19 protein-coding genes are annotated in these 25,738 nt (G+C 36.0%); 8 read left to right on the forward strand and 11 right to left on the reverse strand.

The window, feature by feature from the left end:
• The first annotated feature begins 536 nt into the window (after positions 1–536).
• The 3 genes from K4L44_02750 to floA all read left to right on the forward strand — a co-directional run bounded on the left by K4L44_02750 (position 537) and on the right by floA (position 4,019).
• On the forward strand, positions 537–2,456 hold the full coding sequence (locus K4L44_02750) for a hypothetical protein (protein ID QZE14797.1): 1,920 nt from the start codon (positions 537–539) through the stop codon (positions 2,454–2,456).
• A gap of 61 nt (positions 2,457–2,517) precedes the next feature.
• Positions 2,518–2,985 (forward strand): NfeD family protein, encoded by a 468-nt coding sequence (locus K4L44_02755; protein ID QZE14798.1) that lies wholly within the window; start codon positions 2,518–2,520, stop codon positions 2,983–2,985.
• A 41-nt stretch (positions 2,986–3,026) separates the two neighbouring features.
• Positions 3,027–4,019: a flotillin-like protein FloA gene (gene floA, locus K4L44_02760; GenBank protein QZE14799.1), complete on the forward strand. Its 993-nt coding sequence runs from the start codon at positions 3,027–3,029 to the stop codon at positions 4,017–4,019.
• Positions 4,020–4,080: 61 nt separating this feature from the next.
• Here the strand turns inward: floA and K4L44_02765 are convergent, their stop codons facing one another.
• The 6 genes from K4L44_02765 to pheT form a co-directional block, all read right to left on the reverse strand.
• The gene (locus K4L44_02765; GenBank protein QZE14800.1) at positions 4,081–5,496 is read right to left on the reverse strand and encodes an alkyl/aryl-sulfatase; all 1,416 of its coding nucleotides are present in this window, start codon (positions 5,494–5,496) and stop codon (positions 4,081–4,083) included.
• 36 nt (positions 5,497–5,532) lie between these two features.
• Positions 5,533–5,841 carry a 4Fe-4S binding protein gene (locus K4L44_02770; protein ID QZE14801.1) on the reverse strand — a complete coding sequence of 103 codons (309 nt, stop codon included), beginning with the start codon at positions 5,839–5,841 and terminating at the stop codon, positions 5,533–5,535.
• A gap of 196 nt (positions 5,842–6,037) precedes the next feature.
• Positions 6,038–6,889: an AraC family transcriptional regulator gene (locus K4L44_02775; GenBank protein ID QZE14802.1), complete on the reverse strand. Its 852-nt coding sequence runs from the start codon at positions 6,887–6,889 to the stop codon at positions 6,038–6,040.
• Positions 6,890–7,012: 123 nt separating this feature from the next.
• Entirely contained in the window at positions 7,013–7,702 is a 690-nt protein-coding gene (locus K4L44_02780; GenBank protein ID QZE14803.1) for a helix-turn-helix domain-containing protein, read from the reverse strand.
• Between the two features lie 5 nt (positions 7,703–7,707).
• Entirely contained in the window at positions 7,708–8,613 is a 906-nt protein-coding gene (locus K4L44_02785; protein QZE14804.1) for a DMT family transporter, read from the reverse strand.
• A 108-nt stretch (positions 8,614–8,721) separates the two neighbouring features.
• A complete protein-coding gene (pheT, locus tag K4L44_02790) occupies positions 8,722–11,178 on the reverse strand; it encodes a phenylalanine--tRNA ligase subunit beta (GenBank protein ID QZE14805.1) in 2,457 nt (818 codons plus the stop codon).
• A gap of 408 nt (positions 11,179–11,586) precedes the next feature.
• Here pheT and K4L44_02795 point away from each other — a divergent pair, with 408 nt between their 5' ends.
• The 5 genes from K4L44_02795 to K4L44_02815 all read left to right on the forward strand — a co-directional run bounded on the left by K4L44_02795 (position 11,587) and on the right by K4L44_02815 (position 15,889).
• Positions 11,587–12,066 (forward strand): glutathione peroxidase, encoded by a 480-nt coding sequence (locus K4L44_02795; protein QZE14806.1) that lies wholly within the window; start codon positions 11,587–11,589, stop codon positions 12,064–12,066.
• An 8-nt stretch (positions 12,067–12,074) separates the two neighbouring features.
• On the forward strand, positions 12,075–12,506 hold the full coding sequence (locus tag K4L44_02800) for a MarR family transcriptional regulator (GenBank protein QZE14807.1): 432 nt from the start codon (positions 12,075–12,077) through the stop codon (positions 12,504–12,506).
• A 446-nt stretch (positions 12,507–12,952) separates the two neighbouring features.
• Complete coding sequence (locus tag K4L44_02805) at positions 12,953–13,543, forward strand: Crp/Fnr family transcriptional regulator (protein QZE14808.1); 591 nt, start codon at positions 12,953–12,955, stop codon at positions 13,541–13,543.
• Between the two features lie 87 nt (positions 13,544–13,630).
• Entirely contained in the window at positions 13,631–14,734 is a 1,104-nt protein-coding gene (locus K4L44_02810) for an acyltransferase family protein (GenBank protein QZE14809.1), read from the forward strand.
• 18 nt (positions 14,735–14,752) lie between these two features.
• Positions 14,753–15,889, forward strand: coding sequence for a DUF418 domain-containing protein (locus K4L44_02815; protein ID QZE14810.1), 1,137 nt, complete (start codon positions 14,753–14,755; stop codon positions 15,887–15,889).
• Between the two features lie 55 nt (positions 15,890–15,944).
• On the opposite strand, the gene miaA is transcribed toward K4L44_02815, so the two are convergent.
• From miaA to feoB, 5 genes are all read right to left on the reverse strand, one after another.
• Positions 15,945–16,856 carry a tRNA (adenosine(37)-N6)-dimethylallyltransferase MiaA gene (gene miaA / locus K4L44_02820; protein ID QZE14811.1) on the reverse strand — a complete coding sequence of 304 codons (912 nt, stop codon included), beginning with the start codon at positions 16,854–16,856 and terminating at the stop codon, positions 15,945–15,947.
• An 18-nt stretch (positions 16,857–16,874) separates the two neighbouring features.
• A complete protein-coding gene (locus tag K4L44_02825; protein ID QZE14812.1) occupies positions 16,875–17,399 on the reverse strand; it encodes a plasmid pRiA4b ORF-3 family protein in 525 nt (174 codons plus the stop codon).
• 124 nt (positions 17,400–17,523) lie between these two features.
• Positions 17,524–20,403, reverse strand: coding sequence for a hypothetical protein (locus tag K4L44_02830; protein QZE14813.1), 2,880 nt, complete (start codon positions 20,401–20,403; stop codon positions 17,524–17,526).
• Positions 20,404–20,647: 244 nt separating this feature from the next.
• Complete coding sequence (locus K4L44_02835; protein ID QZE14814.1) at positions 20,648–22,909, reverse strand: aconitate hydratase; 2,262 nt, start codon at positions 22,907–22,909, stop codon at positions 20,648–20,650.
• 411 nt (positions 22,910–23,320) lie between these two features.
• Positions 23,321–25,693 (reverse strand): ferrous iron transport protein B, encoded by a 2,373-nt coding sequence (gene feoB / locus K4L44_02840; protein QZE14815.1) that lies wholly within the window; start codon positions 25,691–25,693, stop codon positions 23,321–23,323.
• Between the last annotated feature and the right edge of the window lie 45 nt (positions 25,694–25,738).

Here is a 25,738-nt window from a genome sequence, read left to right on the forward strand (position 1 = left end):
AGCATTTAGTAAAATAATGTCATTAATTTAAATCGCTCTATCTTTAAAATTACGAAAATAAAGCGAAATCACTATAGTTTCATAATATGAACCTATATTATTTGATAATGTTTACTTCTAAATACTATGATTTAATTAACTATGTTTTGTTATGATTATGTTTATTGTTATGATTACGTGTTGTAATATATTAAATTAATTGATAAAGTTGACGAAAATCATGTTTTTGATAGTAAACTGGTGTTGTTTCTTAAAAATATTTTAACATTGGGAGTGGTTAATTTCTCTATCTTAACAATTATTACTTTTAATTTATATGAACGAACCTAGTGTGATTGAATACCCATCTGTCTTGATTATTTTCTTGTGTTTTTTAGGATATAATAACATTTAAGTATGTTCATCATCTTTTGTGTTTGTAAGGTTTAACCGTTATATTAGCATAAAAATAGTTAGATATAACACATAAAAATCTAATCTCTAGATTGTTTCATGTTGGACAGTCTTGTTTGTTAGATGAAAAACTTCAAGGATCTATGATTAAGCTAAAAATCAATCGAGTGTTCTTTGTAGCATTTTTGCTACAGTTAAGCTTCGTGTTTACTACTCAAGGGCAGACCACTGGAGCGAAAGACGAGGCAATATCTTATTTCAATAAAGAAGCCTATAATAAAGCATTTCCTTTATTTGTTCAACTTCATGACCTTTATGGATCTGATCCTTTGATGAACTACTACTATGGGGTAACAAAGGTGAAGATTAAGCGTTTTGACCAAGACATCATTACCTCTTTACGTCAATCTTTACAAAGTAAGGAGACCCCTTCCAATGCACTTTTCTATTTGGGACAGGCTTATCATGCTTTTGGTCAATATGAAAAAGCGTTAGATTCGTATGCTCGTTTTCAAGATAGTTCAAAACGTAAAGAGCAGAAGAAACTGCAAGTAAAGGAGTACAAAGAGATGGCTTATGAGAAAAATAATCCTTTTTCGCTGGATGTCGGAAGAAGTAGAGTTGCTCGAATAAAAGAAGAAAAACATCAAAAAGAACTTGAGACTGTAAACAATTCAGCACTTCCCAATAAGAGTGTCTCTGATATTGAAGATGAGAAGAGCTCATCCAAGTCTATTGACCTCTCTACGTATGAGATTCAATTTAATATTAATGGTTTACTTACTTATCATCGTGTGGATGATTTTAAAGAGAATGCTTCAAAAAGTCTCTTTCTTAAAGGATTAGAGCTTCAGGTGAAACGGTTGGGTTTATCTGAAAAGATTGAGGAGTTGCGTAATGTGTTTAAGAGTATTGAAACCAATGAAGATAAATATTCTAAATCGGAAGTGGAAGAGAAACGTAATGGTCTAACGAATCAGATCATTAAGTTAGAAAAGGAGTTGTATCCACTTTTAAAGCAAGAACAACAACGATTTGCACAATCTAAAATGGTGGAACAGACTTATTGGAAAGACTATTCACAAGATGATCAAAAAAAGTATGCCATTGCTTTAAGTAAGAAGTATAATACCAAACAAGTTTTTATTGAAGACAAATTAGTGGTTCCGACTCCTAAAGAAGACAAGAAATCTGTTGATACAAATAATACTAATGTAGAACAGCCTAATGTAGTTCCAGCGATTGCGATTCAGAAAGCAGCAACCACGCCAGAGTCTACAAAAAGCAATATAAAAACAAACTCACAAGAGAAAGCTGCTGTCGTGGAGAGTAATGCTGCCGTTGTCAAACAAGAACCAGCTTCAAGTGCAACTTTGGTCCCTTCTAATAGTCGTGTAGATGATTCGAAAATGAAGTCGTCAAAAGAGGAGGCTGTAACTCCTAAACCCAATACTCCTAAGACTATCGAAGTAACAACTGTGGAGAAAAAGAAAGAGGTTGCTGCGATCATTCCTGCACAAACAACCAAGAATGTTCAAGAGACCAAAGCTGCAATTCCAAATGAGAAGGTGGAAGAGAAAGTGGTGACTAAAGCAGAAGAAACTCCTGCTATTGTAAATGATGTTGATGTACCTTCCGTTACGTTTGATGAGGATATGACATTTGATGTAGGAACGACTGCTACCACATCTAAAGCTGCATCCAAAGCCCTAACAACTACTGTATCAGAAAATAAACAAGCAGAGACTCCGAAGAGTATTACAACAGTAACCGATTCAAAATCCCCGGATGCTTACTATGCTATTCAGATTAAAGCATTGAAAGGAGATCTTCCTGCTACGATTAAAAATCAAGTTGAAGATGTAACGAAAAATGTGCCTATTCATTTCTATTCAAAAGGCGATACTCGCTATTACGTCGTTGGATATTTTACCTCTTTAAAAGATGCTGCAATTGCAAAAAAAGCATTGAGAGCTGGAGGTTTTTCTGATGCTTTTACTGTGGCATTGGATAAAAAAGGTAACAGAATCTCTTTTGATGCTGCAAAAAAGATAATAGGATAATGCTTTTTATGCTCGTTTTTTGTTAAATTGTGCAAAATGTTCAACTAAAAATAATTGATTTATGATTACAGCTTTGTATCTTTTTGTTCTGATGATCATCATAACCATGTTAATCATTGTGGAGCTTGGAATCCTTCCGGGCTTATCTATTTCAGGTATCTTTGCAATCTTAATCACTGGTTTTTCTATCTATTATGCATATACTTCTTATGGTGTTTGGGGAGCTGTAATCACATTAGTCATATACGGAATATCGATTCCTATCATCGTGAATTTAATTTTAAAACGAGCCCAACATCTTTTCCCTAAACTGAATACCTCCATTGATAGTACGGTGGATCCTTTAAGTGACATCTCTGTGGAAGTAGGTGATGAGGGAGTTGTTGAGTCTAGAATGGCACCTGTTGGTTATATTATAGTGAACGAACAACGTTTTCAATCCTACTCTGTTGAGGGGGTTATTGACAAGAATCAGAAGGTGGTTGTCGTAAAGATTGAAAACAAAAAAGTGTATGTTTCCCCGATTTAGATTTTAGTAGATAATCATTAATTAATAATAATTATATAGTTATGGGTCAATTATCCTTGGCAGTATTATTGCCGATCATCATCATATTGGTGTTGATATTCTTCTATCTAGTTCCTGTGGGACTTTGGATTACTGCGATTGCCTCTGGCGTGCATGTTTCTTTGATGCAGCTTTTTGCAATGCGTTTTCGTAAAGTACCTCCGGGAGTAATTGTGAGAGCTATGGTAGAAGCGCACAAAGCTGGTTTAGCTGAAATCAAAAGAGACGATTTAGAAGCCCACCTTTTAGCGGGTGGTCGTATAGAACTAGTGGTTCACGCTTTAGTTTCTGCATCAAAAGCAGGTATCGAACTACCTTTTAAAGAGGCTACTGCTATTGACTTGGCTGGTCGTGATGTTTTCGAAGCAGTACAAATGTCCGTTAACCCTAAGGTGATTAATACTCCTCCTGTGACTGCTGTTGCAAAGGATGGTATTCAGTTAATCTGTAAAGCACGTGTTACTGTTCGTGCAAGTATCCGTCAGTTGGTTGGTGGTGCTGGCGAAGATACTGTTCTTGCTCGTGTTGGAGAAGGTATCGTATCTTCTATTGGTTCTTCTGCTTCTCATAAAGAGGTGCTTGAGAATCCAGACTCAATCTCTAGAGTAGTATTAGAGAAAGGTTTGGATGCTGGAACTGCATTCGAGATCTTGTCTATTGATATTGCAGATATCGACATAGGTAAAAACATTGGCGCATACCTTCAGATGGATCAAGCGGAAGCAGATAAAAATATTGCACAAGCAAAAGCGGAAGAGAGACGTGCAATGGCGGTTGCTTTAGAGCAAGAGATGATTGCTAAAGCTCAAGAGGCGAAAGCAAAAGTGATTGAAGCGGAAGCGGAAGTGCCATTGGCACTAGCAGAAGCTTTCAGAACTGGTAATATTGGTGTGATGGACTATATGAAGTATCAAAATATTCAAGCAGATACGAATATGAGAAGTTCAATCTCCGAAGGTCCAAATGATCATGGATCTATTTCAGAAGATTCTTAAGAAAATTCTTATAAAATAAATATAAAAGGTGTCGTTTTACGACACCTTTTTTTTACTCCTGTTATTGCTTTGTGTTTAACTCTTCTGCACAAGAAAGGTAGTAGTTTCTAGCAGGAGCATTTAATTGTTGTGAAGCCAATGCTCTTAGGCACTTTATTTGGATCTTTGTAACTTCAGCGACTTTGTATTTTGTAATGATTAAATAGTCTGATAGTTGAAGGGCCCATTGGTACTCCTCTTGTTGGTAAGCTTTATCAAATTTATCGAATGTTTTCGATGCCCCACCAGCTAAAGAGATCATCTTTTGTGCCTCTTTCTTCTCTGTTAATGGATAAAGATTGGTTGGATTTCCATCAAACCATCCAACATAATGGGTATAAATAGAACGTACCCCCCATGCTACAGAACCATAAAACTCTTGTAGATTAGACTGTTCTTTTAGTGAGTCTGCCAATTGGACACGATCTACTGTTTCTTGTAGTGTATATCCCTCATTCATTGCATCAATTGTTTGATGATATACCGATAATATTGCTGTAGCATAGTTTGTGAGATTCTTATGAATGTTCTCTTTCCCTTTCAGTGGACGGGTATGACCAGGGATTAATGAGGTTGAGGGGAAAGTACTCATCTTCAACACCATATTTCCCCATGATTCTATATCTCTATATCTAGAACCTCTGATTGCATATAGATTAGGAAATGCTTTATAGTAATTATCCCCAGTGAAAAGGGATTTGTATTTCGGGCACCATACAAAAAGGGCATCATTTGTCTCTCCATTGGCTGCATACAAGTGAATGGGAATGCCTGCTATCTGAATAGTCAAGGAATCTTTAAATACACGTGTAGGTTTGATATATCCTTTCCCTACTCGGTCTTTAGATGTATATCCAGGAGCAACTCCTCTATTGATAATTTGTTCTTTAGGAAGTACTCTACCAAATTGTCGTTCGTTTCTTTTTTGCAATATACGACGAACTGGTGATTTCTCTTGTAGCTCTTTTTTAAACCCTTCTCTTGCTATAACTGGTATTTTGTTATTGCCTTGTGTGAATGCAGAAGTTCCTCCTGTATGATCTTCATGACCATGGGTATAGATCACAGCTTTTACTGGTTTCGGACATATCTTTCTAAACGCTTCTGCCACTTTCTCTGCTGCTCCTAACGATCTCAACGCATCGATAATGATGACCCCATCCTCTCCAATAATCATAGAAGTGTTTGAACCATCAAATCCAACAGCAACATAGACATTGGGATTGAGTTTGATGATTTCTTGACGAAACTCCTTGGTATGATTCTTCAGTTTAACAAGATTCACATGATCTTCTTTTTTTACTGAATTCATTGCCTCTTTTTGTTGACAAGCACCGAAGAGTAGCAATCCCGCAACGAATATAAAATATCTCCATAGGATAGTCATTCTACGAACCTTTTTTGTAATACTAAAAGTCTTGTTTCGAACTATTGACATCTCTTTAAGTTTTGATTTATTTATTATTATGAATATCTATTCATGTGGGTATTTATGAATAGCATATTCATGACATTGTTCCATACAAATTCCACAAACGATACATCTTGTCGTATCAATGAATGCCTTGTTTGGCCCTTTTATTTTGACTTTTATACGTCCTTTAAGAGGAAGATCTTTTTTCTCTTCTGTAGTAATCTCTCTTATGGATATCGCATCCTTTGGACAATATGTAATACAATTTCTACACCCATCACATGATGCTATGTTCACGGCGATATAACCATCTTTTACTGATAGTTTCTCCTTGATTTTTTTTGCAAAAAGCTTCTGTTTTAATCCCATCTATTCAAGTATCTTTAATTTAAAACAACTCTCTATCTTTGAATATTGATCCTTTGATTATATGTCCAATCTGATCACTCTTCGAATAGCTCCATGTTATAGTCGTGGGAACTATCCATGATGTAGTTGCAAAAATATAGCTTAGAAGGTTTCTTGTAAAGGTGAATAAAGGTCATTTAATGGTAGAATTAGGCCATTATATTTTATTACGATAGTCTGAAGGGTTCATACCAAATTTCGATTTAAAGTATTTAGTGAAGTTTGTAGGATCGGTAAAACCTATTGTATAGGCAATCTCTTTGATGCTTAGTGAGGAGTGGGTGAGTAGTCTTCGTGACTCTAGTAATACTCTTTGATCTATATACTTTTTGGCCGTCATACCTAGGTAATGTTTCACCACTCTATTCAGTTGTTTCGAAGTTACTCCTAGTTGCTCTGATATTTGATGTATTTTCAATTTATAACTTAGAGAGGTTTCCACCTCTTGTCTAAAGCGAAGATAGAGGTCGAGCTTTTGCTTGTTATCAATATTTTGTGTTTTCCTTTTGTCTCTTTCAAGATGAATTAGAAAGTTTCTTATTAAGTTTCTTTGAAGCGCTTCTGATTCAAAGAGATCACTCTCTTGCTGTTCTCGGATTAGGGTATTTAGAATGTTTTTTACGGATTGGGTTGCTTCACATAGAAGGTCCTCCGTGTTGTTCATAAAGATCGTAAACTGAAAAAGATAGTTGTAGTCGAATGACTCTTTGATAAGAAAATCTGGAGTAAAAACAATCGCATACCCCTCCAACTCATTATTAGGGAAGAACCTTTGAACCTGTCCCATAGCAACAGGAATTACTGTGTTTGCTTGATAGTGGTATTGAGTGAAATCCACTTCATGTATTCCAACCCCTTTGGTGATAATAAGTATCTGAAAAAAATCTAAGCGATGTGCCACATGGGATTTCGATTTCATAGAGAGAATTTTCTGTATATCGATAATCTCTAACTTGATTCCTTGTTTGTCTCCTCTGAATGGATGTGTCTTTATGTCTGTTGTATTCATGATGGTGGGTTTTGGACATCCATTTTATATCTCTACCATGAAGATACGAAATTTTATTCTAGGGATTTTGTTGGGGGAAGCACATTTCCCCCTTTGTGTTTTTGGTCGTTTGCTAGACAGACTCTAGTGGATATCGAAATCAATCACTCCTTTGGCAATCCAAATCTCTTTGATGTCTGCCATATGAATTTCATAGGGGTGAAAGCTTGGGTTATCCGATGTGAGTTTTAGTCTATTTTCTACCTCACTTTTCTCTATTCGCTTAAATACAATACCATCTTCTTGTGTCAGGATAATATAACATTTGCCATAGGCAATATGGTTCCAATCTTGAAGATAACTGCTAATAATATAGGATCTATCTTTTATTGGAAGCATCGATTCTCCTGCTATTTGGAAAACGCGATAGGTCTGCTCTCTCTGTAGCTCAGGAAAAGGAAGGTCGAAGTTGATTAAGTTCGATATAAATTGTGGCTCTGCATAACCTTCTGTATACCCCGCAACCGCTTTGGCTGGAACGATAGATGCCTTCTCTTTGTTGTCATTCTCCACGACAATAGGAAGTATTCGAATACTTTTCCCTTCTTTACCAACTTCTATCTTCTCTACCGATAGATCTACATGCAACATTGCATCAATGTCAACGTGAAATGTAGTAGCTAATTTCTGTATGTTCTTTAACGTCGGTATGGTACGACCATTTTCATAACTCCCGATGGAAGAAGGAGATATTTCTACTCTTAGGCCCAACTTCTTCTGAGAGAGTCCAAACTGAGTTCTTAAATATTTTATATTAGATGCAAGATGTTTCATATACTTTACGAATTATTTTTTCCTCCAATGATCATAATCGCTCCACCTAATACTCCTGTTGCTCCAACGATGGATAGAAGTGTAAGATGTTCTGGCGCGACCCAATTGAGTCCTATCTCTCCCATAATACCTAATAATATAAAGGTTAGGACAGGATTTAAGGTAATAATGATACTTACGTTATTGGCTTTGGTGTATTTTAGTGCCTCTGCCAAAGCACCATAAGCTAGAAGCGTATTCAACCCTAAGAATATCACGATAGCCCATTGAAGTACCGAAAGATCAACTAGTTTGCTTAGATCTGCTTGAGCTAAGAAGATAAGGGTGGCTGCTCCATAGATAAATAGGTTAAGCTGTGTGGTGTTGTATTTCTGTACCAACTTCTTTTGAAGTATCGCATAGATTGCCCACATGGTTCCTCCAAAAAGAGTCCATAAGTTCCCAGCAATATACTGTCCACTAGTGCCTAGTAGATGTACCAGCTTCTCTCTAAAGAATAGTGTGAATCCAGCCAATGCAACTACAAAGCCCATCTTCTGTAGACTACTTAACTTCTCTTTAAAGATAAAAACTCCTGACAATGCCAATAATATAGGCCCCCACTGTATGAGTATCTGGGCATTTCCAGGAGACGTTAGATGGATTCCTTGCATGTAACCTAGATAGTTTGCAGAGAGGCAAATCGTTGCGATTACTAGCATTATAGGTGGGCGCTTAAAGATCGAGAAATATTCTCTCTTTCCTCGAGCTAGTACGATAATCATCAAGCATATAAATGCCACCGAGAATCGAGCAAAAACAATGGTTTGCGAGTCTAGGAATTGGGAGGCCATTTTTAATATTATGGCAAGAAATCCCCACAAAAGGGCTGTGAAACATGCGTAAAGAATCCCTCTCTTATTGTCGCTCATGCGCTTTGTTTTATTCGAAGTGGATATATAATCTTATAAAAGAAAGGTCAATCGTATTCGATTGACCTTTCTGTAATCTATTATTGAACGTGATATTTCAAATCAATACTAACGAAGTGTTGCTCCTACTTGGTGTTCAAATGATTTAATCATCTTATTCATGATCTTATCAATCTGTTTGTCTTTCAACGTTGCTTTGTCATCGCGTAAGATAAAACTTAATGCATAAGACTTTTTGCCATCAGGAAGATGCTCTCCTTCGTATACATCAAAGATATCTACTTTACGAAGCAAGTTCTTCTCTCCTTTAAGCGCAATGGCTTTTAGTTGATCGAAAGAGACTGATTTGTCTACCAATAGTGCAAGGTCACGACGCACTTCCGGATATTTAGGAAGTGGTGTGTATTGTACTTTTTGCTTTTTCAATGCCTTCAACACTGTCGACCAGTGGATGTCTGCATAGAATGCGGTATTTTTGATGCCGTTCTTCTTGAGTAGTGATGGTGCTACATAACCTAAAGTGGCCAATACTTTTGGTCCTTGACAAATCATGATCGCATCGCTATAGATATCTTCTGTGCAGCTCTTTATTTGAGTCTTATCCTCTGTAATACCTAACTTCTCGAAGATATTAAGAACATACGATTTCAATGTAAAGAATGATGCAGCAGCTGGTTCACCATGCCATCCTTCAGACTCTTTGTTTCCAACAAGCCATAAGCCTAGATGCTCCTCTTCATGATATCTTTTTACTGGATTGTCTGTTTCGATGGTCTCATCGTAACGATATACATTCCCAAATTCATATAGAGATAGATCTCCATTTCTGAAGTTTGTGTTACGCTCTATTGATTCTAATCCACCGAAAAGAAGGTTCTGACGCATCACGTTTAGATCTTGTGATAGTGGATTGAATAATTTTACCAAATTATCCGCAGGATAAGTTGTTAGTCCTTCATAGTTGGACGCTTTTCCTAGTGAGTTACACCAGATTTCATTGAAACCACAAGCTGAAAGTGAATCAGAAACCATATTCTGTAACTTATGCTTATTCGGTTTATGTGAATATTGAATAGTCGATTTAACGGCTGTTCCTGGCTGTACATTATTGTATCCATAGATACGTAGAATATCCTCGATCACATCTGCTTCTCTTTGAACATCTACACGATATGCAGGAACTTTAAGATCCCAATTCTCTTCGTCTACTTTGTGGATCTCTACTTCAAGAGCTGTAAGGATCTTTTCAATTGTAGTATCACAAATCTCTTTCCCAATCAATCTACGTGCGTTCGCAGGCTTGAATGCAATCTCAAATGGTGCTGTTGGAGCATCTGCTGAGGCAACACGTTGTATGTCTCCTGCAATGATACCACCCGCAATGGTTTGAATCAACAATGCAGCACGCTTTAGTGCATACTCATTGCCATTTGGATCTACACCTCTTTCGAAACGGAATGAAGAGTCCGTGCTTATTGCATGTCTACGTGCAGTCTTACGTACATATACAGGATTGAAATAAGCACTCTCTAGGAAGATATCGGTAGTTGCGTTTTGAACGCCTGATTCAAGACCCCCGAAAACTCCTGCAATACACATGCCTTCGCTTTCGTTACAGATCATCAAATCTTTCTCATCCAATTCTCTCTCTACCTCGTCTAGTGTAGTGAACTTCGTCCCTTGGGCTAAGGTATCTACAATGATTTTGTTCCCTTTGATCTTTGCCATGTCAAATGCATGAAGTGGCTGACCTGTTTCGAATAGAACAAAGTTGGTGATATCCACAATATTATTGATCGGAGTCAATCCAATAGCGATAAGTCGTTTTTGTAACCACTCTGGTGAACTCTCCACTTTTACTCCTTTGATGCTTACTCCTGTATAGATTGGGCAAGCCTCTTGATTACGAACATCAATAGTAATAGGTGCTGTCGCTTCATTCACAACAAACGAATCTACAGGTTCCACTCTGTAGCTTACATCCTCTTGTTGTTTTAGATATGCAGCAAGGTCTCTGGCAACCCCAATGTGAGATGCACCATCTACACGGTTTGGTGTAAGATCGATCTCAATGATATATTCGTTTTCTACGTTGAAGTACTCTGATGCAGGTTGACCAACGGGTGCATCTGCAGGTAGTACCATGATACCATCATGACTCTCTCCTAGGCCGATCTCGTCTTCTGCGCAGATCATACCCATAGATACCTCTCCACGAATCTTCGACTTCTTGATCTTAAATTCGCTGTCTCCATCGTATAGTATTGTTCCTACTACTGCCACAACCACTTTCTGTCCAGCAGCAACATTGGGCGCTCCACAAACAATAGGTAAGAGTTCCTCTTCTCCAACATTTACAGTCGTCTTTGACAAATGGTCTGAGTCAGGATGTGGCCCACAGGTTACTACTTCTCCAATAACCAATCCTTTTAAACCACCTTTGATGGTTTCCACTTCCTCAATACCGCCAACTTCCAATCCTGTCTGTGTGAGGATGGACGAAAGCTCTGCAGGAGATAGATCTGTATCTATATATTCCTTTAACCAACTATACGAAATATTCATTTTATATAAGGTATTTTTAACTTGCTTTTGATCACTTTTTTATCTCTAATATACGAGACCCACAAAGGTAACCAAAACGGATTGATTCGACAAATTGTGTTTTCTTTATTTCATCGCCATAATTGCTTTTCATTTTTGCCTTTTATCGTGAAATGATGGCTTCTCTCTTCATTTTATACGAACATCTTACTCCCTTGCTTTATGCGAAATATTCTATCTTGACTCTTCGTTAATTTTTTTGTAGTATGTCTGTTTGGTGTAATAGTATATTATTATTTTGTTTAATCGATTGTTGTTTAGGGGTATAGGTTGTTTTGTTTGAAAGTAGTGTACAAAAAAGTCCTTTAAATATTTGGATATTTATATCGTAAGCGATATAATTGTATAAGATTTAAAAATATACATGTTATGAGATTCTATGATTTTAATGCAAAGAGCCTACAAGGCAAAGACCTATCGATGTCTGATTTTCAAGGAAAAGTGGTGATTGTGGTAAACACTGCTAGTAAATGTGGATTGACACCTCAATACGAAGGGCTAGAAGCTTTGTATCAAAAATATAAGTCAGAGGGCTTGGTGATTTTAGGTTTTCCATGTAATCAATTTGGGAATCAAGAGCCAGGGGGAGCAAAGGAGATAAGTGAAGGTTGTTTGATTAATTATGGAGTCTCTTTCCCAATGTTTTCAAAAGTAGATGTAAATGGAGAGCATGCGCATCCTATATTTAAATATTTACGTTCTCAATTAGGTGGCTGGTTTGGTTCAAAAGTAAAATGGAATTTTACTAAGTTTGTTGTGGATAAAGAAGGAACACCAGTAAAACGCTTTGGACCGATGGATAAACCAGAGAAGATGGATTCTTATATCCAGAAATTACTACAAAAATAGATGTTGTTATGGAACAATTAAAGCTGTCAAACCAATTTTGCTTTCCCTTTTATGTGGCCAATAGGATGATTACCAAGTTGTATCAGCCAATATTAGAAAATCATGGATTAACGTATCCACAGTATTTGGTCTTGATGGTGTTATGGGAAAATGATGCTTTGCCTGTAAAAGAGATAGGCAAAGCATTGTATCTCAATACCAATACTTTGACCCCACTCCTGAAGAGAATGGAAGCAATGGAGCTGATTACTCGAAAACGGGATACTGTGGATGAGAGAAAGGTATACATTAAACTTACCCAAAAAGCCAACGATATCCAACAGGATATGGCATGTGTTCCCATGGAACTATTTACCAAGTTGGGGATGCCGTTAGATCAAATGAAGAGAATCAAATCGGACCTTCAAACGGTTATCGAAGCACTCGAAAATACCAAATAGTTTTATTCTAAAGGTTATACAACGCAATTAAAAATATATAATAATTTATTGATAATAGTTTAGGAGATTATATTGCCGATGTTGGCCTTTTATCTTTGAATTTACTTTTCGCAATGGTTATAATTTCCCTCTATTTTTATCTCAAATAAGAGGAGAAAGACTACAGGGAATCATCCCCAAATCATTGGAAAATAACCCATGTTTCCTTCGTACTTCCTTTACCCTTCAGTTACCCTTCCTTTACCCTTTGGTTACTCCCAGAGTAACCAAAGGGTAAAGAAAACCTATCTAATGGGTAGTAAATGGTAGGCTTTTCTCTAATTCTTGTTTTTTTGAAGTGTTGCTTTCCCATAATATTTTTAGCATCCTTGATCGATGTAATTCAAAGAATTGTGAAACGTGTCAAAAATTATTATTTTGTACATGATTTTTACTGAGATAAATTCATGCATAACATAATAGATAGTATACGAAAGTTTTACCCTGTGTCCGAGGACTCTTTGATGGCATTGACATCGAAGTATGTTAAGAAAGAGGTGGCAGCCAATGAACTGGTCATAAGAGGAGGACATATGAATAGATATGTCTATTTCATAGAAAAAGGCTTATGTCGATCTTATTGTAATGTGGATGGGGAAGAGGTTACTTCTTGGTTTAGCCGTGAAGGCGATATTACTTTTGCATTGCTGTCACTATATCGAAATGAACCAGGATTTGAGTTTGTTGAGACGGTAGAACCTACTACTTTTTATTTAATAGAGATTGAGGAACTCAATAAACTATATACTACCCATATTGATATTGCAAATTGGTCGAGAGTGGTTCATCAAGAGTGTGTCTTAGGTTTGCAAACCCGACGTATTGAGAGACTTCGAAAAGGAGCAAAAGAGCGTTATGAGCTATTGATGAGAGAGCAACCCGATCTTTTTACTAGAGTGAAGATGAGCCATCTTGCTTCCTTTCTTGGAATGACCCCACAGCATTTAAGTAAGGTGAGGGGAGATCGCAACCAAGAAGATATCAGTCCAATATATTAAATCGATAAGTTCGCTTTTTAATATAGATTAATGGAAGTCACTTTTTTATGAGATAAGTTTGTTTGTTTAATTGCTAATATCAATAAAATGGAACAAACTTTATCTTCACAGAAACGAATAGGTTATATGGACCTGGTCAGAGTAATCGCATGTTTTATGGTTATGATGATCCATGTTCGTTTTGCTTTTGACTTGAAAACAGAAACTGCCACACAGTTCTATGTCGCTTTTCTTCGTCCTTGTGTGCCCTTCTTTATTATGATCTCGGGAGCACTACTCTTGCCTCTTAAAAATGATTCTTATACGTTCTTCAAGAAACGGTTTTCTCGTGTTTTAATCCCATTTCTCTTTTGGTCTGTTGTTTATGTTTTTCTTCCTGCCCCTACAAAAATAAATTTTGGGGGTATCGAAAATGCGCTTACCACTAGTGACTTGTCCCCAATAGTAAAGAGTTTGTTGATGATTCCAATCAATTTTACTTGGGTGAATGTGCATTTTTGGTTTATGTATACCATCCTTGGTCTCTATCTCTTTATGCCTGTGATCTCTCCGTGGATAGAAAAAACGAGCAAAAGAGGGGTGGAGGCTTTTTTATGTGTATGGGGCTTCACCACCATTTTGTTTTATGCAGAAATATGGTTTCCCGAGATGCTTGGTGTTTGTGATTGGAATGAGTTTGGGATGTTCTATAATTTTGGAGGGTATCTAGGATATTTGATTTTAGGTTACTATTTAAGACGATATAACACCCTCTCTAGAATGTTGTCGATATCTATCGGGTTGATTCTGTTTTCTGTAGGTGGTTATTTTACTTTGAAGGGGCTTCTCTACTCTTTAGAACATGCAGATAAGATGTATTGGATAGCAGTGGAGTCGCAGAAAGTGGAGTTCTTTATCAACAACCTCTCTATCAATGTGGTGATGATGACTGCTGGCTTGTTTATGGTTCTTCAAAAGATTTCAATTGGAGGCATTCCTGCCAAGATCGTACAAGAACTCTCTAAATATAGTTATGGAATCTTCTTGGTACACTATTTTATCAATATTTGGTTACTCTCTTTGGTTGGACAATGGGATGGTTTGAATGCTTGGATTGGTCAACCACTATTTGCTGTGATTGTATTTGTTGCCTCATATCTATTTGTAAAGGCTCTATCTTTTATTCCGAATTCAAAGTATCTGTTAGGCTAATTGATTTAATAGAGATAGATGGAAAAAAATAGACGAATAGAGGTTGTCGATGCTTTGAGAGGCATGGCAATATTTAGTATTCTTTTACTGCATTGCTCTAATCATTTTCTTTATGGGGTTATGCCAACAAGTACGACACATTGGGGACAAGTTTGTGATCAAATTGTGAAGCAGTTTTTGTATTTTCTTTTTGAAGGAAAGATGTACGGTGTTTTTGCTGTACTTTTTGGATTTACCTTTGGCCTTCAATACTATAAAGCGGTAAGCTGTCATGTTGATTTTCGTTGGACCTTTTTGTGGCGTATTCTTCTGTTGTCTCTCTTTGGAGTTTTGAATGCTGCGTTTTTTTCGGGAGGTGATCCGTTGGTATTTATGGCTATCGTGGCTGTTTTTTTACCTTTTATTGCAAAACTAAATACTCGAACTTTATTATGTATTGCGCTCTTTTTTCTACTGCAGCCATTCGAGCTATTTCAAGGGATAAACCATTATATTGGTTTGGGATATACTTTTCCTAAGAATACTGGGAAGTTATATGAAACACTAGGGATGGCTGTGGAGAATAGTAGCTTTATGTCAATGGCTAAGGTGAATATGACGCTCGGGTTGAAGGCTTGTCTTACTTGGGCAGTCGAGTATGGAAGGGCAGCACAAACTGCCTCATTATATATAGTAGGTTTTCTGTTTTGTAGATATTCTCTTTTTGAGAATTTAAAATCCCGTTTTTGGAATAGGTTGTTTTTATTCTCTTTGGTATCTGTTGCGATTTTATTTTGTGTGAAGGGTGCTACTTCATTATACGATTCGATTGCGACTGCTTTGGGGATGTGGTATAACTACGCTTTTATCTTATTATGGATATCTACTTTTGTTATTCTATATAGAGGCAAATGGTTTAGACAATTGACTGGCTTATTTCAAATTTATGGTAGAATGTCATTAACCAATTTTGTTTCTCAGTCGATGATTGGAACCTTTTTATTCTACCCTTATGGTTTAAATTTGGCTTCCCAGTGTGGACTGTCTTGTAGCGTAGTTCTTGGAGCCTGCATTGCACTCGTACAGATGTTTGTTAGTTATTGGGTGCTACGAAGGTTCAAACAGGGACCTTTAGAATATGTATGGCATCGAGCGACATACTTCTTGTCTTCATAAAACAATTTAAGGCAGATCTATGGATCTGCCTTAAATTATTCTGAAATTTTATTTTTCAATTGGATTCACTATCTCGACAATGATCAATATAATGAACTATTTTTTCTTCCTCTGATGGGTGAAACCATTCATAGGATTTGTCTCTACGAAACCATGTAAGTTGTTTGCGAGCATATTTTCTTGTGTTCGCCTGAACTCTTTCAATGGCATGATCTAGGTCCTTCTCTCCACTAAAATAGTTAAAAAACTCTTTGTAGCCTACCGTGTTCAATGCTGGTAATTCTCTATAAGAGAAAAGCTTCTTAGCCTCTTGCTCTAAACCATCCTCTACCATTAGAAGAACTCTTCTATTGATTCGATCATAGACCTCTTCACGTTCTCTATTGATGCAGATTTTGACGATTTGAAAAGGACGCTCTTTTATCGTATTGGTACGCAAAGAAGAGTAAGTTACACCAGTCATTCGGATGATCTCTACAGCATGAAGAATACGTTTGTTGTTGTTTAGATCTACTTGATTATAGTAGATTGGATCATTTTCTAACAACTCTTGTTTAATATTCTCGATTCCCTCGTTTTCGTATTGTGCTATTAAACCATTACGAATTTCAGGAGTTACAGTAGGAAGATCATCTATCCCTTTACATACAGCATCGATATACATCATAGAGCCACCTGTCATAACGACAATCTCTTTCTCTTTGAACAACGTTTCGAGTTTGTCTAATACATCTACTTCAAACTGGGCTGCGTTGTAGTAATTATGAATTGAGTGTGTCTGTATAAAGTGGTGTTTTACTCTCTTTAACTCTTCATCACTAGGTACTGCTGTACCAATAGCCATCTCTTTAAAAAGTTGGCGTGAATCACACGAAATGATGTCGGTATCATATTTTTCTGCAATACGAATGCTTAATTCCGTTTTACCAACTCCTGTTGGTCCGGTAATAACAACTAGTGTCTTCATATTAAAGGGTTCGATCTGTTAAATGTCTAAATCATCAATAGATTGAAATTCTGTATCAAAATCTTCATCCCATTCATCCTCCTCATAATATGGATCATGAATGTTTTCGTCTTCTTCTAAAGATAATGCATTCTCTGCGTTAGAGATCATCTCAGAAAGAATATCTCCTTCCATGAAACAAAGTACAGGCATATCTAAGTTTCGTTCTGTCCAGAACTCTGTAACTTCAATGTACAGATTTCTATTTTGAATAATATCATAGCCATAGACTAGTTTTTGCTTTTTTTCTGTTATCAAATCAGAAAGGGTGGTGCTTTCCATTGAGAAAAGATTGTCCCCCTCTATTCCCATGTCTACAGCAGTATACTCAATGTGTTTGTTCCATTGGTCATCGCATGTAAAGAAAGAACAGAAGTCTTCTTCTATCTTACAAGCAGATTGTATTGCTTTATGAAAAGTAAATAGGTTAGAAGTACCATCAACCTGTATCTCACAAATAAAATTAGGATGGTCTGGTGAAAGAATTCGAAAGAAATATAACATGTATTGTTTAACTCTATGATTGGTATATTTTTTGTTTGTGCTGTGTATGCAATTTCAGCTGGCAAATTTGAAAAAAAAAGTTAAGGTTTACCACCCCATACGATTAAATATTTCTTGAATAAGGTTAATCAATTGAAAATGAGTGATTGTAGTCAGGTAAAGCATTGCGTAACTTACTTGATGATGGAATATTCATCTTAGATTTAATATTCTTTTTTAGTTGTTCTACTGAATGTGTCGATTTGTGGAAGAATATGGTAATCTGCTTGTTTGTAAAGTTCATCTTCGTGAGAACTATAATTCTTAGCTCTTTATCGGTGAGAGTTGGATATTGCTCTTGTATATGATGGATATATTCTCTATTCTGCTCATCTATGAACTTTCGTAACTCCTCTTTGTTACTACACTCCTTAATATTCTCTTCTAAGAATGTTAAGTTGTTCACATAGTATTTATCAGGAAATCGATATTTAAGCTCTTTTTTGATATGAATAAATCGTTCTCTACACTCCTCGAGAAGTTCTCGGTTATTGAAACGCTCCATGGCGAATAGAACAAGGTCACGACTTTTTTTATCAAGCGCTTCATGAAGTGCTTTGTTCTGCTGCTTTATGAATTCTTTCTCTTTCTCTAGTCTTCTTTGATTTTCTTTGTGTCTAATGTGTTCATTTTGAAGTGTTAGTATGCGAATCCTCTTTTTATTATATTTCCATATGTAGTAGAGCGCAAGGGAGATAATGCTTAGAGATAATATGGTGATAAATGAGATGATAAAAAGAATATTATCATACCACATAGTGTCGATCTTGAATTTGAATGAGGCAGATCCTTGTGCTACTCTATTTTCGTCCCAACTACGTATTTCAAGCTCATAATCTCCTGGTTTTAGATTTCTGAAAACTAGAGGAGAGTGATAATCAAATTTTGTCCAATTATTTTCATTTCTATTTAAACGATATTCTGTAGTGAGAATATGTTTAGGACTTTTATTTGAAATAATTGTAAACGAGATCTTTTGTGCATTGCATTGAAACGTTGGTGTGATGTTCTCTTGGTGAATGAATTTTGTGGTTTCGTCAGACTCGAAGTCTACAGCAATATCTTTGATGGATATTGTAGACTTAGGTATCTTAGAATCAAAATCATCGTAGACAATGGTAAAACCATTTTGGATACAGACAAGAGACTGTTTTCTATTAATAGGCTCTATATATTCAAATTCTTCGATAAGACTTTGTTGAGGATCGTTAAAGAAGTATTCTGATATCTTTGTGAAATGATTGCCATCTCTTCTAATTGCAGCAATCTTATGTCGAGTAACATACCAATATGTAAAGTCTCTAATCTTAAAAAGATTGGAGGATGCCGCATATTCACCTATCTGATGCTCCAATCCGCTGAATTTCTTAATGGTATCGTTTAGGTTGTCATATAGAAAAGTTCCTTCATCAGAAAGTATGTTCAATTCGGAATCTAATACCATCACATTGGTTGGGAGAATATGGCTAAACTTCTTTACTATTTCTGCTTTGTGTGGATGCTTATCAGGGTATTGTAATGGAACTCTATATACGTAATATTTGCCCATACTTGAAGCCCATAAGTAACCTTCATAGATAGCCAATGATTTATTGATATGAGGAGTTTGGGCATACAGTATTGGTTTGTGTTTTGTTAGAGGTGTTTGATATAGATATATTGCATCTCCTGTGTTTTGTAGCCAATAGGATTGGGTATGCCCTTTAAAGTGAACGGGAATGAAATTTACCCCATGCCCTAGGGTGGATATTTTGTGTGTTTTTAAATCTTTATTTATGAGATAGGTCCCATTATCTAATGCACATACAAGCCCTTCGTCTGTATCTGTAATGGACCATACTCGTTTTTGGAGAGTCGAAAAAGGCTTACAAGAAGTGATGATTCTATTGTTAAATATCTGATCTTTTTTTGTGTAGAAAAGGCCTCTTTCAGTCCCGATGATGAAATATTTGCCATAGGGACGAATACAATAAGTCTCACTCCCTACATGAGGAGGTAATGTGAAGCGTTGTTTTCTCGCATCAAGTTGCAAAATAGATATTCCATCTAGTGTGGATATATATACTCTGTTTTTATTGTCCACCACGAAATCTGTCACCTTATCAGTTGTAAGATAGTTTCTTTGATTGATATGGTTGTAATTTTGTGTTTTTATATCAAGCACATATAGTCCATTGTGTTGTGTGAGAAAGAAAATAAGATCCTCTATTTTTCTAATTTTAATGATTTTCTTATTGGACAATATTTTGGCAATTTCTGTATCCCATCGTTGTGGCTCATTGTTTTTTTCTTGATAGAATATCTGTTGTTTACTTGTAAGAAATAGATGTCTTTTATCCCCAATTGTTATGATTTTAAGAATATCCTTTAGATTAATATCACTCTTAAACTGTTTTACTTGCGTGATAGTAAGATCATAATAGGACTCTTCTGTACTACAGTCTGTAATATATCCATTATCTTCAAATAGAAGCTCAATACTGCTAATGGATATAAGACATGGACTTAGCTTAAGCCCAATTATTTTATATGTCTGGTTTTGATGATTGAAGTAAATCGTTTCATCTTTAGAACTACAAAAACTACTAATCCCTTTTTGCTTAAATTGTTTGATAGGAGTGTAGTGATAGGTTCCTCTTTTTTCTCTCCAAACTCCAACTTCTTTGTCTGTTGCACAATAAACTTTATTATCTTTAGAAACAAATACTTGTTGTAGCCTAACTTTATTTGGCATTTGATACAACTTCCATGTAGAACCATTGTATACAACCAATCCCATATCATTTGCCAAAAAGATACTCCCATTGTTATTGGTCGCAATACTGAAGTTATGGTTGCAAGCACCATATTCATATTTATTGATATGTGTTGATTCTATTAAAGGGAGAATTGGTTGATGTGCAAAGACAGTAGTCTTTGTTAATGTTAGAATTACAAGTGTAATTTGTAAAACGTATGATTTCATATTTTAAAATAAGGTGGATGTTTGTGGGGGGCAATATTTTGCAAATATATTTATTTGTTTTAAAAAAATAACAAAAAAATATTATTGTAATGAATATAATTCTCTTGAAATTTATTCTTTTGGTAGGATAAAAATGTCTATTACTCTAGATCTTAGGACTTTTAAGACTGTTTTGTATAAAAAATAAGAGCGAGAACAGTTTTACTGCTCTTGCTCTTAATATTTCATATTCAATAATCAGAGGTTACTTGTTGATGTTTTTAATGTAATTAAGACAAGATCCTGCTTTGAACCACTCTATCTGTAGTGAGTTATAGGTGTGATTTGCTACCACTACTTCGCTACTGTTATCTTGGTGTGTAATTTCAACTTGAACTGGTTTGCCTGTTGCAAAATGGTCTAATCCTTTTATTGCAAAACGGTCTCCTTCTAATATCTTATCATAGTCAGAATGGTTTGCAAATGTTAATGCTAAAATACCCTGTTTTTTTAGGTTTGTTTCATGAATACGTGCAAATGAACGAACAAGAACTACCCCTACATTTAGGTGTCTTGGTTCCATTGCAGCATGCTCTCTTGATGAGCCTTCTCCATAGTTTTCGTCCCCTACAATTACGGATAGAATACTATTTGCTTTATAGTCTCTCGCAACGGATGGAACTGTGTCATATGTACCAGTGATTTGATTTTTGATATGGTTTGTCTCTTCATTAAAGAAGTTGACTGCCCCAATTAAAAGGTTATTGGATATATTATCCAAGTGTCCTCTATATTTCAACCAAGGTCCTGCCATACTGATATGATCCGTAGTACACTTCCCTTTAGCCTTAATTAGAAGTGGTAGATCAACCATGTCTTTTCCATCCCAAGGTTTGAATGGAGTAAGCTCTTGCAATCGATCCGATTCAGGACTGATAATGATGTTTATATTGATATGCTCTTGTGGAGCAACAAAACCTAGATCTTCTACATTAAATCCTCTCGGTGGCAATGTATCTCCAGTAGGTGGATCTAATTGTACTTCCTGCCCATCTTTGTTGATAAGAGTGTCTGTGATAGGGTTAAAGTCAAGACGCCCTGCTATTGAAAATGCTGTAACTATTTCAGGTGATGCAACAAAACCATGTGTCTTAGGATTCCCATCATTACGTTTAGCAAAATTCCTGTTGAAAGATGTCATAATACTATTCTCTTCAAGATTCTCTGCATTGTGACGTGCCCATTGTCCGATACAAGGGCCACAAGCATTCGAAAGAACCGTTCCTCCTATCTTTTCGAATACTGGTAGCAAGTTGTCTCTGTCAACTGTATATCGAACCTGCTCTGAGCCAGGAGTTACAGTGAAGTCTGCTTTGAATTCAATCTTTTTGTCTAGTGCTTGTTGTGCAATAGATGCAGCACGTGCAATATCTTCATAACTTGAATTAGTACACGATCCAATAAGACCTACTTCCATGTTTAATGGCCACCCTTTGGCTTTAGCCGTTTCGGCAAACTGGCTGAGTGGTGTTGCTAAATCTGGTGTAAACGGACCATTAATATATGGTTCTAGGTTGTTTAGATCTATCTCAATTACTTGATCAAAGTATGCTTCAGGGTTATCATATACTTCCTGATCCCCTGTTAAATGATCTTTATATTGATAGGCTAGTTCTGCAACACTCTTTCTGTCTGTAGCTGATAGGTAATCATACATTTGATTGTCGAAACCGAAGAGAGATGTGGTGGCTCCAATCTCTGCCCCCATATTACAGATCGTTCCTTTTCCTGTACATGAAAGAGATTGTGCTCCCTCTCCGAAGTATTCTACTATCGAACCTGTACCTCCTTTAACGGTTAAGATTCCAGCTACTTTCAGTATTACATCTTTTGCCGAACACCATCCGTTCAGCTTTCCTGTAAGTTTAATCCCAATTACTTTTGGAAACTTCAGTTCCCATGAGAGTCCTGTCATGACATCTACCGCATCAGCACCACCAACTCCAATGGCAACCATACCTAGTCCCCCTGCATTTGGCGTGTGTGAATCTGTACCAATCATCATGCCTCCAGGAAAAGCATAGTTTTCTAGTACAACTTGATGAATAATTCCTGCTCCTGGCTTCCAAAAACCAATACCATATTTTTGTGAAGCACTTGACAGAAAGTCATACACTTCTTTGTTGGTTGACTCTGCCCTTTGAAGGTCTTTTTTTGCCCCCTCTTTTGCTTGGATAAGATGGTCGCAATGTACTGTTGAAGGAACTGCTACTTTATCTCTTCCAGCCTGCATAAATTGTAGTATCGCCATCTGTGCTGTAGCATCTTGCATTGCTACTCTATCTGGAGAGAAATTGACATAGTCTATTCCTCTAGTATAGTTCTTAAGTTCACTCGTACCATGTAGATGACTTAGTAGAATTTTTTCTGTATAAGTTAAGGGGCGATTTAATGTCTCTCTCGCATTAGTAATTTTTGTCGCCATCTGTTTGTATACAGATTGAATCAGATCGAAATCGAAAGCCATAGCTATTTTGTTTAATAATTTTGGGTCAATAGGAATCAATAACTCTTTTGAGGAATATTTTATGAAACTATTGTTTTTATTGTCGTTTCTCTTAACAAATAAAAGAGAGAAATGTTTTAACCAAAATGCTCCATTTCTTGAATGAGTGCCCTTGAATTGATGGAATTTATGTTTTCTGTGGATTGATACGGAACTGAAAGAGGATAATGATACTATGGAATGGTGTTCGTATGAACTTTTGCCTTTTGTTTAATGGATCTAATGTTTTGAATGATTTACTTCATGACATGGTTGATTTCGAATGAATATATATTAGGGTATCTTGTTGTACTTGAAATGATAGATTTGCTATAATAGGAGAAGGGAAGCCTTTGACTTCCCTTCTTCTGTTGCATATTTTGTGAAAGATATCTATACAAATAATGATCCAATTTGGTATACCAAAAGGGATACAATGTATGCTAATCCTGTGGTATATCCAATAGCAAACCATGCCCATCTCCAGCTTTGTGTTTCTGCTTTAATTGTGGATAGAACGCCAATACATGGAAAGTAGAGTAGAACAAAAAGTAGAAATGATATTCCGCTTAATATGGTACGACCATTGCTCTGTTGATTCTTCTTAATGGAGGAGGATATAACCTTTGAAAGGGGATTGTTGATTTGTGTGGTATCAATACGATATAAAAATCCCATTGTACTTACGATAACCTCTTTGGCAGAGATTCCAGCTAGAAGAGATACACTCATTTTCCAATCAAAGCCTAAAGGCTTCATCAAAGCAACCATAAAATGCCCCATCGTACCCAATAGAGAATTCTCAAGTTGATATTGAGACTTTACAAGCTTTTGCGCTTCAAGTTGTAATTGGTATTTCTTCTCCATATATTTCCATTCAGAATGGCTATAATTACTTTTTTCTAGAAGATTAATATGGTGTGCTTCTTTTATTTGAGATATCTGGAAATCATACCAATCTCCTTCTTCAGATCTAGGAGTAATATTACTTAAAGTCCATATAATTATAACTCCAAGTAGTATTGTTGAGCCTATTTTTTGTAAAAACTTATATGTTTTATCCCACATCTGATATGTTAAGTTTCTCCAATGAGGGAATCTATATGGAGGTAATTCATATATAAACGGAGTAGTGGACGATGGAAGTGCTGTCTTTTGCATGATCTTTGATGCTACAATTCCGAATATAATACCTATTAAATAGAGAATGGTGATAATAAGAGATTTATGAGAGGGGAATAATGCATTTGCAAATAGTATAAAAATGGGAATACGTGCACTACAGGACATAAATGGTATAACAAGCATGGTTCTTAGTCGTTCATTCCTTTGTCTAATGGTCCTTGTGGCCATGATTGCCGGAACATTACAACCAAATCCCATTAATAATGGGATAAATGCATTGCCTTGCAGTCCCCATTTTCGCATTATCCTATCTATAACAAATATCGCACGAGCCATATATCCAGAGTCCTCTAATAGCGTAGTGAAGAAAAATAGAATTAATATACTTGGGAGAAATACTACTACTGCTCCGATACCTTGAATTAAAGCACCTTGAATAAATTGTTTTAGGACCCCATCTTCCATAAATGTATTGACCCAACCACTTAACATTTCGATAAAATGCTCTAAGAGTGTTGTAGGGTATTCACCAAGGCTAAAAGTAGCAAAGAAGACTAACAAAAGTATTCCTATTAGAAATGGAATACCTAGGAATCTATCGGTTACTACTTTATCTATTTTTTCAGATGTGGTAGTATTATATGTGTTATCTTGAAGAATGTATTTAGACTTTTTAAGGAGTGCATTAACATAAGCTTTTCTTTGCTCTTTAATCTCATCTAATATTCGATCCTCTTGATTTGTTTGTTCTACTTTCTTTAACGCGCTATAATATGAGCAATGTTTTTTTGATTTGATCTCTGATATTTGGGACTCTATGTGTTGAGGGTATTGCGGTCTAGTGAAATGATGTTCCTCTTCCTGCTGAAGCTTGATAATCTCTTTTAAGACAACCTCCTTGGTTTTTGCATCTTTGGCTGTTGTAGATAGAACGCTACTTTTTAATGAACTAGATAGTATATTATAATCTATTTTTCCCTTATTCTTTTCAAACTCATCGAACATGTTTAGAACAATGATATTGGGTATCTCAAGTTCTTGTAGCTCTGTTGTAAGTTGAAGGTCTTTCTGTAGATTATTTAAGTTTGTGATGTTTAAAAGAATGTCAGGAGACTCCTCTAATAGTAGGTCTAATGACGCTCTCTCTTCTGGAGAGTATGGTGTTAGAGAGTAGAGCCCAGGTAGGTCTAAGAATGTTATCTTTACTCCTTGAAATATGATTTCTGATCTATTTATTTCTACAGTTGCACCATTGTAGTTTGCTATCTTTGATCTAGATTTGGTAATATTGTTAAATAGAGTACTCTTTCCACAGTTTGGATTTCCTACAAGTGCTACTTTTATCTTTTTAGGATCTCTATTTAATGTTCTAGTTGTTTCAATGACATCTGTCTCTATCTGCCTAGTCTCTTTTATTTCGGTGGTGGAAACTTCAATATAGGCAAGATCTTGTTGTCTTATAAAGAGATGATTTTCTCCTGTCTTAAATTCAATTGGGTCTTTTAAAGGTGCTGATTTCACTCTGACAAGTTCTGTCCCTCTACTTATTCCGTGTTCAAACAATCGCTGTTTTATCTCTTTACTACCGTTTACAGCTTTTACATAAACTTTCTTTGAAGTCTCTAGTTCTGACAAATTCATGATATTGAGAAAGATTATCTTTATATAGATTTAATTCAAACAAAT

This window comes from Prolixibacteraceae bacterium, assembly GCA_019720755.1.
GTDB classification, from domain to species: Bacteria; Bacteroidota; Bacteroidia; order Bacteroidales; family Prolixibacteraceae; genus Halosquirtibacter; species Halosquirtibacter laminarini.